This window comes from Nonomuraea sp. NPDC047529, from assembly GCF_040642995.1.
Classification (GTDB): domain Bacteria; phylum Actinomycetota; class Actinomycetes; order Streptosporangiales; family Streptosporangiaceae; genus Nonomuraea.
In genome coordinates this window covers 1-17,013 of sequence record NZ_JBEYTJ010000065.1, presented here as the reverse complement: position 1 = coordinate 17,013, position 17,013 = coordinate 1, and the positions used below count along the sequence as shown (strand labels likewise).

Sequence of the window (17,013 nt, the reverse complement as noted above, 5' to 3'; positions counted from 1 at the left end):
CCGGTACGGCGCCCGCGCGCACCGGGGGACGTCGGTTCAGGGAACCAGTTGGCGGTCGGCGGCCTGCTGGATCAGATCCTTGTCGGTGATGGCCACCGCGTCCGGGATCGCGTCCGGCAGGTCGTCCTCCAGGTAGCGGACCGGCCGGTACCGCCAGGCCGCCAGGCCGATCAGCACGGTCACCGCGCCCGCCACGATCGTGAGCAGGCCGATGCCCCGGCCCCGGGCGGCCCCGGCGATCGGGTCGAAGACGTGCTCGACCAGCGGGCCGGCCAGCAGGAAGCCGATCGGGACCATGGCCCAGCTGAGCATCAGGTTGGTCGCGATGACCCGGCCCTGCAGGTCGAGGCCGACCTTCTGCTGCACGATCGAGAACCAGTGCGCGTTCAGCAGCGCGGTCAGCAGGCCGACGAGGAACAGGCCGGTCGCGGGCAGCGCCGGGTGGGGCGCCAGGCCGATGACCGCGAAGGCGACGCCCAGGGCGACGAAGCAGCCCAGGATGCCGTTCGTGCGGCGGGTCAGGCCGCCGGTCACCGTCATGATCACGCTGCCGATCACCAGGCCCACGCCGGTCATCGACAGCGCGATGCCGAGCCCGCGGGTGTCGGTGAGGCTGAGCAGCAGCGGCGTGGACAACACCTCGACCATCGCGAACGGGAAGTTCAGGAACGAGGTGAACAGGATGATCGCCAGCAGGCCGTGCCTGCGGGTGATGTAGCGCCAGCCGCCCGTCACCTCCCGCCAGAACGGCTCCTCCTGCTTCTTGAACAGCGCGTTCGGGAAACGGACGGCCAGCGTCACGGTGACCGCGAAGAGGAAGGAGGACAGGTCGATCACGATGACGCCGCGCAGCCCGACGGCCGCCATGAGCGCCCCGCCCAGCAGCGGCGCCAGGACGGTCCCGGCCGCCTGCCCGAGCTGGGCCATGCCGTTGGCCCTGCCGTAATACCGTTTGGGCACGAGCTGGGCCACCGCCGCCATGTACGCCGGTTGATGGAAGGCCGTGGAGATCGACCCGACCGCGACGATGACGTAGACGTGCCACAGGTGCAGCCCGCCCGTCCAGAGCAGCGCGGCCAGCGAGGCCGAGGCCAAGCCGGCCGCCGAGTCGGCGGTGATCATGACGGTCCGGCGGTTCCAGCGGTCGGCGACCGTGCCGGCGATCGGCGCCAGCACCACGGCGGGCAGCAGCGCCATGACCGAGACGATGGCGAACATCGAGATCGACCGCGTCTGCTGGTAGACCCACAGGCCGAGGCCGAACGTGGTCAGCCCGGTGCCGATCAGCGACACGAGCTGGCCGAAGGCCACCAGGAAGAACGTCTTCAGGCTGGCCTGCTGGAAGCGCGGCGGCAGCGGCGCGGGCGGCCGTTCGCCGCCGCCGAGGATCTCGGCCAGCTCGGGCGCCTGGTGCTTGGCGAAGTAGTGCCCGGCCTTCGGGATGACCTCCAGCGACACCGAGTCGGAGAACGCCTCCCATTCGCGGAAGCGCTCCTCGTACAGCTCGGTGGCGCGGTCGTTCTCGCCGACCACGCACACCAGCGGCGCGGACAGCTTCCTGATCGGCTCCTGGTACAGCCGGGTGTAGTAGTCCTCGCCCTCCTGGGTGTCGCGCAGGAAGACGCCCATGATGAAGTCGCGCTCGCGCGGGTCCAGGTCCTCGGTGAAGAAGCCCATGGCCCGCAGGAACTCCAGCGCCTGCCGCTTGGACGTCCACCGCTCCATCGGGAAGACCCGGCGGAACCAGGCGAACGCCTTGCCGGGCAGGCGCGGCGCCGGGAAGTGGCCGCCGACGACCACCTTCACCAGGTCGACGCCCTCCTCCTCCAGCCGGCGCGCCAGCTCGACGGTGAGCGCGCCGCCCATGCAGTGCCCGTACAGCAGCACCGGCCCGCGCACCCGTTCCTTGATCTCCTTCACGCAGCCCTCGACCAGCTCGGTGAAGGGCAGCGCGGGCTCGCCGGGATTGCCGGTGTCGTGGCCCGGCGGCTCCAGCGCGAGCATCGTGATGTGCTCGGGCACCGCCGCCGCCAGCGGCTGGTACGTGATCGCCCCGGCCCCCGCGAACGGCAGGCAGACCAGCGTCACCGTGGCCGCGGGACGCGGCGGCGTCAGCTCGTGCAGCAGCCCGGTGGGCTGGGCCGACCCGTCGAGCGTGGCGAACGCGCGGATCGTCGGGTTCTTGAACAGGTCCAGTACGGTCGCCGGGATCCCGGAGTCGCGTACGGCGCGCACGGCCTTGAAGGAGTCGCCGCCGAGCGCGAAGAAGTCGTCGTCGATGCCGACGCCGCTCACGCCCAGGATCGACGACCACAGCTCGGCCAGCCGGACCTCGGCCGGGGTGCGCGGCGCCGTCCCCTCGGACCGCGTCGGACCCACCGGCTCGGGCAGGGCCTTGCGGTCCACCTTGCCGTTGGGGGTCAGCGGCAGCGCGTCCAGCAGGGTGAACGACGACGGGATCATGTAGTCGGGCAGCTTGCGCCGCAGGTGCTCGCGCCAGTCGTGCTCGCCGTCGGCGACCAGGTAGGCGGCGATGCTCTTGTCCTCCTCCGCGCCGCGCACCACCACCGCCGCCGAGCCGACCGCCGGATGCGCCAGCAGGAGCGTCTCGATCTCGCCCAGCTCGATCCGGTAGCCGCGCACCTTCACCTGGCCGTCGGCCCGGCCGAGGAACTCGATCGTCCCGTCGCCGCGGCGGCGGGCCAGGTCGCCGGTCCGGTAGAGCCGGCTGCCGTCCTGCCAGGTGACGAACCGCTCGGCCGTCAGGTCCGGCCGGCCGAGGTAGTCGCGGGCCAGGCCCGCGCCGCCGATGTACAGCTCGCCGATCACGCCGGTCGGCACCAGCTCCAGCGCGGCGTCGAGCAGCAGGATCCGGGTGTTGGCGATCGGATGGCCGATCGTGATCGGCCCGTCGCCGACCCTGGTGATCGTGGACCAGATCGTGGTCTCGGTCGGCCCGTACATGTTCCACAGCTCGGCCACCCGGCCGCGCAGGTCGGCGGCCAGGTCGGCGGGAAGCGCCTCGCCGCCGCACAGCGCCTTCAGACCGGCCCTGCCGGCCCAGCCCGCCGACAGCAGCAGCCGCCAGGTCGCCGGGGTGGCCTGCATGACGGTGGCCTCCTCCAGCAGGGCGGCCAGCCGCAGCGGGTCGTAGGCGGCCTCGCGGCTCGCGATCACCACCCTGGCCCCGACGGTGAGCGGCAGGAACAGCTCCAGCACGGAGATGTCGAAGGCGAACGTCGTGACGGCCACCAGCGTGTCCCGCCCGGTCAGGCCGGGCTCGCGGCTCATCGAGTCGAGGAAGTTGACCACCGAGGAGTGCTGGACGCGCACGCCCTTCGGCTGCCCGGTCGAGCCGGAGGTGTACAGGACGTAGCAGGGGTTCCCGGCCGTGGCCAGGGCGGGCGGCCGGGCCGCGCTCTCGCCGGGGAAGCCGTCGTCGGCCAGGAGCAGCTGGCCCTGGAAGGCGGTGTAGCGCCCGGCCAGCTCGCGCTCGGTGACCAGCACGCCGATGCCGGAGTGGCCGAGGATGTAGTCCTGGCGGTCCTGGGGGTACATCGGGTCGAGCGGCACGTACGCGCCGCCCGCCTTGAGCACGCCGAGCAGCGTGACCAGCATCGTGGCCGACCGTTCCATGGCCACGCCGACCAGCGTCTCGGGGCCGACGCCGGCCGACCGCAGCCGGTGGGCGGTCCGGTTGGCCCGCTCGTCCAGCTCCCGGTACGTCAGCGACTCGCCCTCGAAGGCGACGGCCACCGCGTCGGGCGTCCGGTCGGCCTGGGCCTCGACCAGCTCGTGCACGCAGCCGCCGGGCGCCTGGCCGTCCTGGCCGCCGAGCTGTTCGGCCAGCTCCTCGCCGGTGAGGAAGCTCAGAGCGGACAGCCGGGTCGCGGGCGCCTCGACGATCGCGCCGAGCAGCAGCTCGTAGTGGCGCAGCAGCCGCCGGGCGGTGCCCTCGTCGTACAGCGCGGTGTTGTACTCCAGCCGGCACAGCAGCTCGTCGTCCTGCTCGTAGACCTGGAGAGCCAGGTCCACCTGGGCGGTGCGGGTCTCCACGGGCCGGTCGGTCACGGTCAGCCCGGTCATGCCCAGGTCGCTCTGGGGCAGGTTGAGCAGGTTGAACAGCACCTGGAAGAGCGGGTTGCGGGACAGGTCCCTGGGCGGGTTCAGCTCCTCCACCAGCCGCTCGAACGGCACGCCCTGGTGGGCGTAGGCGCCGAGCGCGTACTCGCGCACCTGCGCCAGCAGCTCGGTGTACGGCAGGTCGCCGTCGAGCCGGGCGCGCATGACCAGCGTGTTGATGAAGCAGCCGGCCACACTCTCGAACTCCGGACGGGTGCGCCCCGCCACCGGCGAGCCGACGCAGACGTCCTCCTGGCCGCTGTAGCGGTACACCAGCGTGTGCAGCGCCGCCAGCAGCGTCATGTAGAGCGTCGCGCCGCGTTCCTGGCTCAGCCCGCGCAGCCTCTTGGCCAGCTCCGCGGGCAGCGTGTGCGTGGCGACCGCGCCCTCGAACGTCTGCATCGGCGGGCGCGGTCGGTCGGTGGGCAGGTCCAGGCTGTGCGGGGCGCCGCGCAGCCGTTCGGTCCAGAAGCCCAGGTCGGTGGCCTGCTCCTGCTGCCAGCGGGCGTAGTCACGGTAGCCGTACCCGGGCTCGGGCAGCTTGTCGCCGTTGTAGAGCGCGGCCAGCTCGCCCTCCAGCATCGTGATCGTCCAGCCGTCCACGATGATGTGGTGGAAGGCCAGCGACAGCACGTGGTGGTCGGCGGCCGTGCGCAGCAGCCGGGCCCGGAACAGCGGGCCGTGCTCCAGGTCGAAGGGCTCGGCCGCGTCCCTGCTCAGGGCGCCTTCGACGTCGTCGCAGTCCTCGACCGGCAGCGGCGTCTCCCCGGGAGGCAGCACGACCTGCACCGGCTCGCCGTCCGGGGCGTGGAAGACGGTCCGCAGCGCCTCGTGCCGCCGGACCAGCTCGCGCAGCGCGTCGTGCAGGAGCCGCACGTCCAGGTCGCCGCGCAGGTCGAGCGCGGTGGCCACGGCGTAGGCGGCCGAGCCGTGCACCTGGTCGATGAACCACATGCGCCGCTGGATGAACGAGACCGGCGCCGGACCCGGCTCCGCGACGGCCCGGATCACCTCGGGCTCGGCCGCGGAGGCGACCAGCGCCCGCTGCCCGCCCAGCGTCGGGTGCTCGAAGACCGCCTCGATGGGCAGGCCCAGCCGGGAGGCGAGCTGGGTGGCCACCAGCGAGTCGCCGCCCAGCTCGAAGAAGTCGTCCGAGGGGCCGGCGGGCGTGATGCCGAGCACGTCCCGCCAGGCGGCGGCCACCGGGTCGAGCCCCTCTGCCGCCACCGCCGCCGGGACGGCGGCCAGTTCGTGGCGGCGGGCCCGCGGTCCGATCCAGTAGCTGCGCCGCTCGAACGGGTACGTCGGCAGCGACGCCCGCCGCCCGGGAGGCGCGAACGCCGCCCAGTCGACGTCCGCGCCGGCCACCCAGAGCCGTCCGACGCCTTCGAGCAGGGCGGCCGGGCCGCCTTCGGGCTCGGCGAGCAGGGCGACCGACCGGCCGCCCTGCCGGCGCACCAGCGTGCTCAGCGTGCGGCCGGGGCCGACCTCCGCCACCGTCGCCCCGGCCGTCACCAGAGCCTGCGCGCAGTCGGCGAAGCGCACCGCCTCGCGCAGGTGGCGCACCCAGTAGCCGGGGTCGGCGGCCTCGGCGTCGCTCACCCAGCCGCCGGTGACGTTCGACAGGTACGGCACCTCGGGCGCGCGCAGCCGTACCGAGGCGACTTCGGCGGCGAACGCGTCGAGCACCGGGTCGAGCATCGAGGAGTGGAAGGCGTGCGAGGTGCGCAGCGCCCGGCAGGTGACGCCCCGCCCGGCCAGCCGCTGTTCCAGGGCGGCGACGGCGTCCCCCGGACCGGCCACGACGCACGACCCGGGGGCGTTGACCGCGGCCAGCGACAGCTCCTCGCCGAGCAGGCCGCGCACCTCGTCCTCGGGCAGCGGCACGGCCAGCATCGAGCCGGGCGGCAGGCCCTGGACCAGGCGGCCGCGGGCGGCGACCAGGCGCAGGGCGTCCTCCAGGGTGAGGACCCCGGACAGGCAGGCGGCCACGTACTCGCCGATGCTGTGCCCGGCCATCATCGACGGGCGCACGCCGCGTTCGATGAGGGTGCGGGCGAGCGCGTACTCGGTGACGAACAGCGCGGGCTGGGTGAGCCAGGTCTGGTCGAGGTCGCCGGCCTCGCCGTACAGGGCCTCGCGCAGGTCGAGGCCGAGAAACGGCTCCAGGATCGCGGCGGCGGAGTCCACGACGGCGCGGAAGACGCCGCCGGACCGGTACAGGCCCGCGCCCATGCCGCGGCGCTGCGCGCCCTGGCCGGGGAAGACGAACGCGAGCTCGCCCGGACGCGCCTCGCCGGTGACCAGCTCGGCCGTGAGCGCCGCCGGGGTGTCCTCGGCGACCAGCGCGCCGCGATGCCGCAGCGCGCGTCGGCCGTGCCGCAGCGTGCGGGCGACGTCGCCCAGGTCCAGCTCGGGACGGGTGCGCAGGTGGTCACGGAGCCGTTCGGCCGACTCGGCCAGCGCCGGTTCTGTGGCGGCGGACAGGACGAGCAGGTGCGGTCCTGGCGTCGCCGCCTGCCCGGCGGCCGGTTCGGGCGCCTCCTCCAGCACGACGTGGGCGTTCGTGCCGCCCATGCCGAACGCGCTGACGCCCGCCCGCCGCGGCCCCTCGCCCTGTGGCCACTCGGCGCTGGCGGTCGGCACGTAGAACGGGCTGAAGTCGATGCGCGGGTTGGGCGTGCCGAAGTTGACCGTGGGCGGCAGCGTGCGGTGCTTGAGCGCCATCACGGTCTTGATCAGCCCGGCCATGCCGGCGGCCGCGTCGGCGTGCCCGATGTTGGACTTGACCGACCCCAGCGCGATCGGCCGGTCGCCGGTGAAGACCTGCGACAGCGCCGCGACCTCGATCGGGTCGCCGAGCGCGGTGCCCGTGCCGTGCGCCTCGACGTAGCCGATCGTGTCCGGCTCGACGCCGGCCGCCGCGAGGGCCGCCGTGACGACCTCTGCCTGCCCGTCCACGGCGGGGGCGGTGTAGCCGACCTTCCTGGTGCCGTCGTTGTTGACCGCCGAGCCGCGGACGACGGCGTGGATCGTGTCGCCCGCCGCGATCGCGTCCTCCAGCCGCTTGAGCACGACGACGCCCACGCCGCTGGCCCCGATCGTGCCCTGGGCGCCGGCGTCGAAGGGGCGGCAGTGGCCGTCCGGCGAGCCGATGCCGCCGCTCTGGAACACGTAGCCGCGCCGGGTCCAGGCGTTGACCCGGACGCCGCCGGCCAGCGCCATGTCGCAGTCGCCCGCCAGCAGGCTCTGCCGGGCCAGGTGCAGCGCGACCAGCGAGGTGGAGCAGGCGCTGTTGACGCTGACGCTCGGCCCGCGCAGGTCCAGCTTGTACGACGTCCGCGTGGGCAGCGAGTCCTTGTCGTTGGCCAGCATGACCTGGTACTCGCCCACCGCCTTGAGCACGTCGGGCGCGGCGAGCAGGTTCTCGATGAAGTAGCTGCTCATCGCCGAGCCGGCGAAGACGCCGATGTGGCCCGGGTGGCGGGCCGGGTCGCAGCCCGCGTCCTCCAGCGCCTCCCAGGCGGTCTCCAGGAACAGGCGTTGCTGCGGGTCGAGGATCTCGGCCTCGCGCGGGGTGAACTCGAACAGCGTGGCGTCGAACAGGTCGATGCCGTCCAGCACCGTGCCCGACCTGACGTAGGCAGGGTCGGCCAGGCGCTCGGGGTCCTCGCCGTCGGCGAGCAGCTCCTCGTCGGTGAAGTCCTGGACGGCCTCGACGCCGTCGCGGATCGCCGTCCAGAACTCGCCGGGGCCGTTCGCGCCGGGGAAGCGGCAGGCCATGCCGACGATGGCCAGGGCGCCGCCCGCGGTCGCCGTGGCGGTGGGGGCCGTCTCCGGCGTGGTGGGGGCGCCGGGGCTCAGGTAGGCCGCCAGCGTGGAGATCGTCGGATACCTGAACAGGTCGGTGACCGTCAGGGCGAAGCGTTTGCGCAGCCGCTCGTGCACCTGGAGGGCCAGCATCGAGTGGCCGCCGACCTCGAAGAAGTTGTCGTCGAGCCCGAAGTCGCCGGTGCCCAGCGTCTCCCGCCAGGCCCGGGTGACGAGCTGGACGACCTGGTGGCGGGGCATGTGCCCGGCCGCCTCGTCGCCGCGCATCGCCGTGGCCAGCACCTGCCGCAGGTCGGCCACGAGGGCGCGGACCGTTCCCGGCCGGTACAGGTCGGTGTTGTACTCGACGAGCCCGTCCAGGGTCTCGCGGACGCCCACGGTGAGGTCGAACTTGGCGGTGCGCTCGGGGATCTCCACCGGCGTGACCGTCAGCCCGGCCAGCTCCAGCTCCGAGGCGGCCTCGGGCAGCATGTTGAACATCGTCTGGAACACCGGGCTGCGGTCCAGGCGGCGCTCGGGGTTGAGCTCCTCCACCAGCCGCTCGAACGGCATCGCCTGGTGGTCGTGGGCGTCGAGCACCGCCTCCTTGACCCGCTCGACGACCTCGGCGAACGACGGCCCGCCCGACAGGTCGGCGCGGACGGCCAGGGTGTTGGTGAAGAACCCGATCAGGCCCTCGTACTCGACCTGGTCGCGGTTGGCGATGGGCGTGCCCACGACCAGGTCGTCCTGGCCGGAACGGCGGGCCAGCACCACCAGGTAGGCCGCGAACAGCACCATGTACGGCGTGGCCCCGAGGCCGCGGCAGTAGGCCGCGAACTCCTCGCGCGGCAGGTCCAGCGAGAACGGCAGCTCGGCCCCCGCGTACGTCTGGACCTCCGGGCGCGGCAGGTCCGGGGGCAGCTCGGTGACCGCCGGCGCGCCCGTCAGCGCGCCGAGCCAGTGGGCCAGGTCCTCGCCGTGGTCGCGGTCGCGCTGCTCGATCGCGTAGTCCGGGTACTGCCGGGAGAGCGGGGGCAGCTCGCGGCCCTCGTACAGGGCGCTCAGCTCGCGGCGCAGCACGTCGAGGGACCAGGCGTCGGCCACGATGTGGTGCAGGGTCAGACGCAGCACGTGCCGCTCGTCGTCCTCGCGCTCCAGGCAGGCGCGGACGAGCGGGCCGGCGGTCAGGTCCATCGGCGCGTCGTCGGGCGCGTCGGCCAGGGGGATCGTCAGCGTGTCCGCCACGACCTGGTACGGCCCGTCCTCGTCCATGGCGAACGTGGTGCGCAGGCTCTCGTGCCGGGCCACCAGGGCGTTGAGAGCCCGGTGCAGCGCCTCGCGGTCGAGCGGGCCCTCGATGCGGAAGGCCAGCGGGATCAGGTAGTGGGCGGCCCCGGGCGCGGTCCGGTCGAGGTACCAGGCGCGGAGCTGGGTGAAGGACATCGGCAGCCGCTCGGGCCTGGGCCGCCCGGCCGCCTGCTGCTGCTTCTTCTTGCGTAACGCGTCGAGGAGCTGCCGCTGCTGTGCTGACAGGCTCATTGGTCACCTTCCATGGAACGCAGCAGGGCCTCGGCCTCTTCGTCGGAGTACGCGGCCACCATCAGATAGAGCTCGGCGGCCGTCTCCACCTCGGGGGAGGCCAGCTCGGCGGCCAGCTCGGCGACGGTCGGGCGGGCGAAGAGCGTGCGCAGCGGCACCCGGACGTCCAGCGCGTCGCGCAGCCGGGAGGCGATCCGGGTGGCGTTGAGCGAGTTGCCGCCCAGCTCGAACAGGTTGTCCTCCCGTCCGACCTGCCCGCCCAGCACCTCCTGCCAGACGGCGGCGACGGCCTGCTCCAGCGGCGTGGCCGGGGCCGCCGTGACGGCCCGCGCGGCCGGGCCGGGCTCGGGCAGCGCCTGCCGGTCCACCTTGCCCGACGGGTTCACCGGCAGCGCCGCCAGCGGCACGTACGTGCTCGGCACCATGTACTCCGGCAGCCGCTCGGCCAGGTACGGCCGCAGCTCGGGCGTGCCGCCGGCGACCACGTACGCCACCAGGGCGCCGTCCCTGACCATGACGAACGCCTCGCGCACGGCCGGGTGCCCGGCGAGCACGGCGGCGATCTCGCCCGGCTCGACCCGGTAGCCGCGGATCTTGACCTGGTCGTCGGCGCGGCCCAGGAACTCGATGTCCCCGGCGGCGTCGCGGCGGGCCAGGTCGCCGGTCCGGTAGAGCCGGCGGCCGTCCCACCAGGTGATGAACCGTTCCCGCGTCAGGTCGGGCCGGCCGTGGTAGCCCCTGGCCAGGCAGGCGCCGCCGAGGTGCAGCTCGCCCGGCACGCCGTCGGGCACCTCGTGGCCCAGCCGGTTCAGGATCGGGGTCTGGACGCCCGGGACGGGCCGGCCGATCGGCGGCAGCCGGGGCCAGTCCTGCGGCGGGCCGGTGAGCGTGTGGGCGATGTCGATGATCGCGCCCTCGGTCGGACCGTACTGGTTGTGCAGCCGCATCCACGGCTTGACGAACCGTTCGAGCTGCGGGGTGACCTGGAGCTGCTCGCCCGCGGTGATCACTTCGCGCAGCGTCTCGGGCGGCTCGATCCCGGCCCCGGCCAGCGACTGCAACGCCACGAACGGCAGGAAGATGCGTTCCACCCGGTTCGTGGCGATGTGGTCGAGCAGGGCGGCCGGGTCGCGCCGCAGCTCGTCGCTGACCATGACCAGCGTCCCGCCGTACGCCCAGGTGCTGAAGATCTCCTGCACCGAGACGTCGAAGCCGAGCGCGGTGAACTGCAGGCTCCGGTACGCGCCGCCGTGCCAGGCCATCAGGTTGGCGACCGGGCGGTGGGTCATCTCGACGCCCTTGGGCTGTCCGGTCGAGCCCGAGGTGAACAGGATGTAGGCCAGGTCGTCCGGGGTGACGCCGCTGTCCGGGCGGTGGCCGGGGCGGCCGTCGAGCTCGGTGTCGACGTACACCGGACGCTCGTGCGGCAGGCTGCCGGCCAGCGCCCGGTGGGTCACCAGGACCGGCGTCTCGACCCGCTCCAGCACCTGGGTGAGCCGGCCCTCGGGGTAGGACGGGTCGAGCGGCACGTACGCGCCGCCCGACTTCAGGATGCCGAGCAGGGCCACGGGCAGGTCGAGCGAGCGACGTACGTGCAGGGCGACCGGCACCTCCGGGCCCACGCCCAGCTCGCGCAGCAGGTGGGCGAGCTGGTTGGCCCGGCGGTCGAGCTCGGCGTAGGTGAGCCGGTCGCCCTCGAACTCGACGGCGACCGCGTCGGGCGTGCGGTCCGCCTGCTGCTCGAACAGCCCGTGCAGGCACTGGTCGGGGCCGCGGCCCGGCGGCTCGTGCCCGCGGGCGAGCAGCGCGGAGACCGGCGCGGCCGGGTCGGCCGCCACCTGTTCGAGCACGCGCACGTAATGGCCCAGCAGCCGCTCGGCGCTCGCGCGCTGGAACAGGTCGGTGGCGAACTCCAGGCTCATCTCCCGGCCCTCGGCGTAGAGCACCAGGTCGGCCTTGGCGCCGCCGTTCTCCACCTCCTCCAGCACGCGGAAGGTGACCCCGCCGCCCCGCCGGGCGCCCCCCCGGGGCGGCATCGCGAACCACACGGCGGACGGGGGGCGGCGGCCCGGGGCCCGGAGCCAGCCGATCAGGACCCGCGGGCCGGCCGAGGGGGGGGGCCGGCCCGGGGCCCGCACCTGCGCCAGCAGGCCCTCGAACGTCGGATCGCCCGCCAGCCCGGTCCTGATCGGCAGCGTCTCGACGAAGAAGCCGATCAGGGCGTCGGCGCCGGGCGCCTCCCGGCCGGCGAACGGCACGCCGGTCACCAGGTCGTCCTGGCCGGTGTAGCGGTGCAGCAGCGCCTGGAAGGCCGCGAACAGCACCATGAACGGGCTCGCCTGGGAGCGTCTGGCCAGCGACTCCAGCTCGGTGAGCAGCCCGTCCGGCAGCGTCGCCCGCACCCGGGCGCCGCGCCGCAGCGGCTCGGCCGATCCCGGGCCGTCGCCGGGCAGCGCCAGCCGCTCCGGCGGCGACTCCAGGACCTTCCGCCAGTACGGCAGCCCGTCGCCCCCCGCTCCGCGCCGGTACGGCCGGGCCGGCTCGGGCAGGCTCTCGCCCGCGTAGAGCCGCGCCAGCTCGTCCAGGAGGACGCCCGCCGACCAGCCGTCGAAGGCGATGTGGTGCACGGTCACCAGCAGCCGGTGCCGGTCGTCGGCCAGCCGCAGCAGCAGCGCCCGCAGCACGGGACCGTTCCGGAGGTCGAACGGGTCGCGGGCGGCGTGCTTGGCCAGCGCGTCCGCGCCGCGCGGGGTGGCGTCCACGACCTTGAGGGGGATCGTCGCGGCCGGCTCGATCACGGCGACGGGCTCGCCGTCGTGCTCCTCGTAGCGGGTGCGCAGCGGCGGGTGGCGGCGCACGATCTCGTTGATCGCCCGTTCCAGCCGTGCGGCGTCGAGGGGGCCGTCCAGGGCGATCAGGATCGGCACGTTGTACTGCGAGCCGCCGGGCGCGACCTGGTCGATGAACCACAGGCGGCGCTGCGCCGGGGTGACGCCCTCGGCGGGGGCGAGGGCGGCGGACGCGGGCGGCAGGCCGTCGATCGCGCGGGCGAGGGCGGCGACCGTGGGGTGCTCGAAGAGCATCCGGGGCTCGACCGGCCTGCCGAACAGCTCGCAGGCGCGGGCGGCGATGCGCATGGCCAGCAGCGACTGGCCGCCGAGGGCCAGGAAGTCGTCGTCGGCGCCGATCGGCCCGGCGTCGAGGAGGTCCTGCCAGATCCCGGCGAGCGCGGCCTCGGTGGGCGTGCCGGGCGGCGTGACCGCGCGGGCGCTCCGGACCGGCTCGGGCAGGGCGGCACGGTCCACCTTGCCGTTGACGGTCAGCGGCAGCTCGTCCAGGAAGACCCAGGCGGTGGGGATCATGTAGTCCGGCAGGAACCTGCGCAGGTGGGCGCGGGCCTCCTGCTCGCCGGCCGGGCCCACGACGTAGGCGACCAGGTCGCCGCCGCGCACGGCCGTGGTCGCCGCCCGCACCCGTGGGTGGCGGCCGAGCACGGTCTCGATCTCGCCCAGCTCCACGCGGTTGCCGCGGATCTTGACCTGGTCGTCCAGCCGTCCCAGGAACTCGTACTCGCCCGAGGCGTCGCGGCGGGCCAGGTCGCCGGTCCGGTAGAGCAGGCGCCCCTCGCCGTCGCGGACGAAGCGTTCGGCCGTCAGCTCCGGCAGGTCGAGGTAGCCCAGGCCGACGCACACGCCGCCGAGGTGGATCTCGCCCTCCTCGACCGGCCGCAGCTCCTCGTCCAGCAGGTGGACGGTGACGCCGGGCAGCGGCCTGCCGAGCGCGGGCGGGCGGGTGCGGCCGTCGTGCGGGGGCACCTCGCCGGCGATGGCGTTGACCGCGCACTCGGCCGGGCCGTACAGGTTGACCAGCCGGAACGGCAGGTCGGGACGCGGGTGGACGGTCAGCCGGTCGCCGCCGGTGCTCAGCGTGGCGAGGCTGGTCCCGTCCGGCCAGGACAGGCCGAGCAGGCCCTCGGCGATGGGGGTGGGCGCGTAGCAGGTGGTCAGCTCCTGCTCCACGATCCAGTCGCGCAGCGCGGGCAGCGAGAGCCTGGTGCGCTCGTCGGGGATGACCATCGTGGTCCCCCCGGTCAGGTACATCCAGATCTCCCAGACCGACGGGTCGAAGTTCGGGCTGGTGAGCAGCGGGGCCCGGCCGTCCAGCCCGAAGGTCTCGTGCGACCAGGCGATCAGGTTGGACAGCGCGCGGTGGGGGACCAGCACGCCCTTGGGGGTGCCGGTCGAGCCGGACGTGTGGATGACGTACGCCAGGTCGTCCGGGCCGGGCACGGGCACGGGCACCGGCTCGGACGGCTCGTCGGCGGGGACGAGCGTGTCGATCACGGGGACGCCGTCGGGCGCCAGCGAGGCCCATTCCGGCTCGGTCACCACGGCGGCGGCTCCCGCCAGCATGGCGCGGATCCGTTCGGCAGGCGTGGCCGGGTCGATCGGGGCGAAGGCGAGCCCCGCCTTCATGACGCCGAGCTGGCCCGCGACCTGCCGGATCGACCGGCCCGCGAGCACGGCCACCCAGGGCCGTCCGCCGGGCCGTCCGTTCAGGGCGGGCTCGCGCAGCCGAGCGGCCACGCCGTTCGCCAGGCGGTCCAGCTCGCCGTACGTGAGGTGTTCTCGACCGGCCGAAACGGCGACCCTGTCCGGGGTCGCGCGCAGCCGGTCCTGGTAACGGTGCAGAACAGATGCTGAGGGGGCTGCATCTGACGTCATTGTCACGCCTGCCGATTGTTGAGTTTTTGGGACTTTTGGGCACGCCGCGGAACAGAATGACCCTCTTGCCAGAGGGGTGTCAACCCTGGAGTGAATCGCTTGACAGCGCCGCGTCCTGGGCGCTTGCCCTCTGCCGGCCGGGCATCCCCCCGGGCCCCGCGATCGCCTGTGCCGCCGGACGACCGGATCTGCCGGACGTCCGGCCGTCGCGCCCCTTCCCCCGCCCGGCGTCCCCCCGCCGGGAGACCGTTCCGGCGAGCCGGCCGCCATTCTTCGAGCCCCCGCATTACCGATGCTGACAGCCGGACTATCTACAGGTCAGCGACGCTCTGACCAGAAAGGCGAAGTGCACGGGCGGGCCATTCTCAGGCGCTTCCCGTGCACGTGCTCGCGTTCTTTGAGCGCGGTTCACCACCCGCCGCCACGAAGGGCGGACGCCTCAGGAACGCTCCGGCTCGTAGTGCAGGCCCACCACGCCGCAGTCGAACGGGCGCGCGGCGACCAGGCGCAGCCTCTGGTAGCCCTCGCCCGCCGGGAACAACGGCAGCCCCGCCCCGATCGCGACCGGGTTGACGAACAGGTGCAGCTCGTCGATCAGCCCCAGGGAGATCAGCTGCCGGCCGATCGAGGCGCCGCCGGCCACCATCACGTCGCCGCCGGGCTTCGCCTTCAGCTCGCCGACGGTCTCGGCCAGGTCGCCGCCCGCCACGACGGCGTTCCTCCAGGGCGACTCGGTGAGGCTGCGGGAGATGACGACCTTCGGAGTGTTGATCATCTTGTCGATGCCCTCCTCGGTCTCGCCCGCCGGCCGCGACTCCCAGGCCGGGATGAAGCCCTCGGCCAGCCTGCGGCCCAGCACGATGGTGTCGACCGGCTCCCACACCGCCGCGACGTGGGCGTTGATGTCGTCGGTCCAGGGGAACCGGAGCCAGTCCATCTCGCCGCCGGGGCCGCCCACGAAGCCGTCCGTGGTGATCTGGAGCTGGAGCTTGACCTTGCGCATCGGTGTTTCCCTTCCGGTTCCGCTCTGTGTGGTCTCCACGATGCCGGAGCATACTTACGGTCTTCTTCCGCCGGGCTTAAGGCCGCCGGGGGCGGAATCGGAAGGGAAAAGGCCGGCGAATGGCGCGCGGATTCGCGTCAGGCGCCGCCCGCCCGGAATGCCGGCGGAAATCCCGGCGAAAGCCGGTCAGGCCCGGCGCCGGCCCGACAACCAGGACGCCCCCCACAGGATCGCGCCGACCACCAGCAGGATGCCGGCGATCTCGTACTGGCCCGCCGGGCGCCCGGAGGACCACGGCAGCACCAGGTAGAGGCAGGTGATCGTGCCCACCACGGGGAGCACGCGGCCCGCGTTGAAGTGCTCGGTGCCGGTCACGTCCCGGCGCAGGACGAGTACGGCGACGTTGACCGCGGCGAAGACGGCGAGCAGCAGCAGCGAGGTCGTGCCACCCAGCAGCGCCACGACCGGGCTGTCGGGGACCAGCGAGACGAACGTGATGAGACCGATCGCGATCACCGTGGTGAACAGGATCGCGGCGTGCGGCGTGCGTCGGGTGGCGTGGACCGCCGACAGGAACGGCGGCAGCACGCCCTGCTTGCTCATCCCGTACAGCAGCCGGCTGGCCATCAGCATGTTGATCAGCGCCGAGTTGGCGACCGCGAACATCGAGATGAACGGCAGCAGCGAGGCGATCGGCACGCCGGGAGCCGCCGTCTGCACCACCGTCACCAGCGGCGTCTCGCTGGCGGCGAGCTGCCCGACCGGCACGACGGCGACCGCGCAGACGGACACGAGCACGTAGATCACCCCGGTGATGCCGATGCCGGCGAACATCATGCGCGGGAAGATCCGGGTCGGGTCCTTGGTCTCCTCGGCCATGTTGACCGAGTCCTCGAAGCCGACCATGGCGAAGAAGGCCAGCGACGTCGCGGCGCTGACGGCCAGGAACACGCCCTTGTCGGCGGGCGTCTCGAAGGCGACGACCCGGGAGAAGTCGGCGTGGCCGCCGGAGATGAAGTACAGGCTGAGCACGATGACCAGCAGCAGCCCCGACAGCTCGACCGCGGTGAGCACGACGTTGAGCTTGACGCTCTCGCCGACGCCGCGCAGGTTGACGGCCAGGATCAGCAGCATGAAACCCACGGCGATGAGCAGGATGACGCCGTTGCCCGCGTCGAGGCCGAACCCGGTGGACAGGTTGGCGGCGAAGGCCCGCGACGCCGCCGACGCCGACGTGATGCCCGAGCACATCACCGCGAAGCACACCAGGAACGTCAGCGCCTGCTTGCCGAACGCCTTGTGCACGTAGAGGGCGGCGCCCGCGGCCTCCGGGTACTTCGTGACCAGCTCCAGGTAGGAGCAGGCGGTGATCAGCGCGACGACGAAGGCGATCGTGAAGGGCAGCCAGGCCGCGCCGCCCACCTCGCCGGCGACCTGGCCGGTCAGGGCGTAGATGCCGGTGCCGAGGATGTCGCCGACGATGAACAGCAGCAACAGGCCGGGGCCCATCACCCGCTTGAGACTGGGCTGGCCGCTCCCGGCCTCCGGCGGGCTGGGGGGACTGATCTGAGCCATGGGGGTGGTCCTTCTCGTCCGTGCGGATGGCGGGCTACGTGCCTTGCGCGGGCGACGGCGAACCCCGGCCGGTCGGCGCGCGCCGCCGGGACCACGTGATCTCGACCGTCATCCTGACACTGTACGATCCCCGCTTGTCATCCGTGAACAGGTCGTCACGCTGAGCTTCCGTCCCGGCATGCGAAAGGCGCGGCGGCCGGGCAGCCGCCGCGCCGGGAGGGGGGGGGGGCGGGGGGC

The 17,013-nt window shown here is 73.5% G+C and carries 4 protein-coding genes; all 4 read right to left on the bottom strand.

Going from position 1 to position 17,013, the window contains the following annotated elements; genetic code table 11:
- Positions 1-36: 36 nt before the first annotated feature.
- Positions 37-9,474, bottom strand: coding sequence for an amino acid adenylation domain-containing protein (locus ABZ815_RS49885; protein WP_357709776.1), 9,438 nt, complete (start codon positions 9,472-9,474; stop codon positions 37-39).
- The gene (locus ABZ815_RS49880; RefSeq protein ID WP_357709773.1) at positions 9,471-14,198 is read right to left on the bottom strand and encodes an amino acid adenylation domain-containing protein; all 4,728 of its coding nucleotides are present in this window, start codon (positions 14,196-14,198) and stop codon (positions 9,471-9,473) included. The genes ABZ815_RS49885 and ABZ815_RS49880 overlap by 4 nt, the downstream gene beginning before the upstream one ends.
- Before the next feature lie 439 nt (positions 14,199-14,637).
- On the bottom strand, positions 14,638-15,201 hold the full coding sequence (locus ABZ815_RS49875; RefSeq protein ID WP_357709770.1) for a dihydrofolate reductase family protein: 564 nt from the start codon (positions 15,199-15,201) through the stop codon (positions 14,638-14,640).
- 186 nt (positions 15,202-15,387) lie between these two features.
- Positions 15,388-16,776: an APC family permease gene (locus ABZ815_RS49870; protein WP_357709768.1), complete on the bottom strand. Its 1,389-nt coding sequence runs from the start codon at positions 16,774-16,776 to the stop codon at positions 15,388-15,390.
- Between the last annotated feature and the right edge of the window lie 237 nt (positions 16,777-17,013).